Origin of the sequence: Streptomyces muensis (assembly GCF_021474425.1) — a bacterium.
Lineage (GTDB): Bacteria > Actinomycetota > Actinomycetes > Streptomycetales > Streptomycetaceae > Streptomyces > Streptomyces muensis.
This window is the reverse complement of record NZ_JAKEIP010000553.1, coordinates 1-1,682: the sequence shown is the minus strand read 5'-3', so window position 1 is coordinate 1,682 and position 1,682 is coordinate 1. Positions and strand designations below refer to the sequence as shown.

Sequence of the window (1,682 nt, the reverse complement as noted above, 5' to 3'; positions counted from 1 at the left end):
CTCCTGCGGACGGTCGGTTTCCTCGCGGGGGTTGGTCGCGGCGGCGGCCGGGGGGGGGGCGTGTGGCGTGGGGGGCACGGTGGGGGCGGCCTGGTCGCGCGGGGCGGGGGGGGGGCCCGGCGGCGGGCAGCGGGCGGGGCGGTGGTCGGCGCTGCGGCGGGCACGGCTCCCGTAGCCGTCGCGGCCCGGACGGCGCCTGTGTCCGGGGCCCGCCACGCTGTCGGCGGCCCGATCGGAGAGGTCGGTGCGGGCGTGCTCGACGGGACGGCACGCCGTACGGACGGCGATGCCCAGGTCTGTGCGGCGGCGGGGAGCGCGGCGGTCTGTGTGGCCGACGGCGACGGTGTGACATGGCGCAGGCGGGGGCCGCCGAGGACGCGGGCCTCGACCGCGACGCCGGCCTCCCCGTCCTCGCCGGTGAGCCGGCGGCGCAGCAGGGTGGCGGTCCGGCCACTGGGCAGGGCGACCTCGTCGAGGGTGCGGTGCGGCGAGGCGATGAGTTCCTCGGCCTTCTCCCGCAGCACGACCAGATCGAGCCGCGGCAGGGCGCCGACGCCCTGATCCGGCCCGTGCGACAGGCCCTCGGGCTGCTTGGGCCAGGCCTCCGGATGGCCGCCGGCCCGCCGGTAGGCGGCGAGCAGCGCACGCTCGCGACGGGTGGCCTGGTCCAGCAGCCGGGCCTCGATGCTCCGGGCGGCTTCCCGCACCATCCGCATCATGGCCGGATCGCCCTGGTCACGCAGACAGGTGAGGTCGAGAACGGCCTCGATGCGACCGCTCAACGGATCGCGGACGGGTGCGCCCGCGCAGGCGAAGGGCTGCAGACAGTCGGCGAAGTGCTCGCGGCCCGCGACGTAGACGGGGCCGCGCTCGGCCAGCGCGGTGCCGACGCCGTTGGTGCCCACGACCGGCTCCGAGGCGTCGAAGCCGGGGGCGAACTGCACCTCGTCGAGGCGCTCGCGCAGCCCGGGGTCGCCGCCGAGCCGCTGCACCATGCGGCCCTGTGCGTCGCAGAGCGCGATTGCCATGCCCACGTCGACGAGAGAGGCGTTCAGGTCCTGAAGGACGGGGTCGGCGGCGCGCAGGAACCCGTCGTCCAGCGTCACGTCCGCGCTGTAGGGGACCAGCAGGCGATGCGGCTCAAGACCCGCGGAGCGGCACCGCTTCCAGGAGTCGAGCACGGAGTCCCTGACGTCCGACTCGACGAGGGAGCCGGCGAGGAAACGTTCATGGGCATCGACGAGGCCGCCGATGTCGTCCCAGGCGACGGACAACCGGATCACTTCCTCACCCGGAGCCGCCCCGGCACGCACCGCCACCCGGCCGCCGACCCGGCGAAGGCCTCCAGGCGATATCACCCTAGACCTGCGTGATGCGCATCACAATAGGATGCTTCCGGCGCCGGACCGCGCCCCACGTCGGCGCTCGCCCGGCACCTCCGGCACCCGGCCAGGTCCCCCGACCGCGCACCTCACGCCCCCACGCCCTCCACGGGCCAACCCCGCCGATCCACGCGATACTTGGCCCCATGCGGTTCCCGCGAGGCGCGGCCCGGGTGGCCGCCGGGCTGGTGCTGGCGGTAGCCGTCGGCTGCACCGGAGGCGGCGGCGACGAGGTGCCCCCGACGGATCCGCCGGGGTCGGCGCGGACAGGCGGCGCGACGCCGGCGGATCCGTCGGGGG

General features: G+C 76.4%; 1 protein-coding gene. It reads right to left on the bottom strand.

Annotation, left to right across the window (positions count from 1 at the left end; genetic code table 11):
- On the bottom strand, window positions 1–1,283 hold a 1,283-nt coding region (locus tag L0P92_RS44265; protein ID WP_372497438.1), incomplete at its 3' end, for a GAF domain-containing protein.
- Window positions 1,284–1,682: the final 399 nt, after the last annotated feature.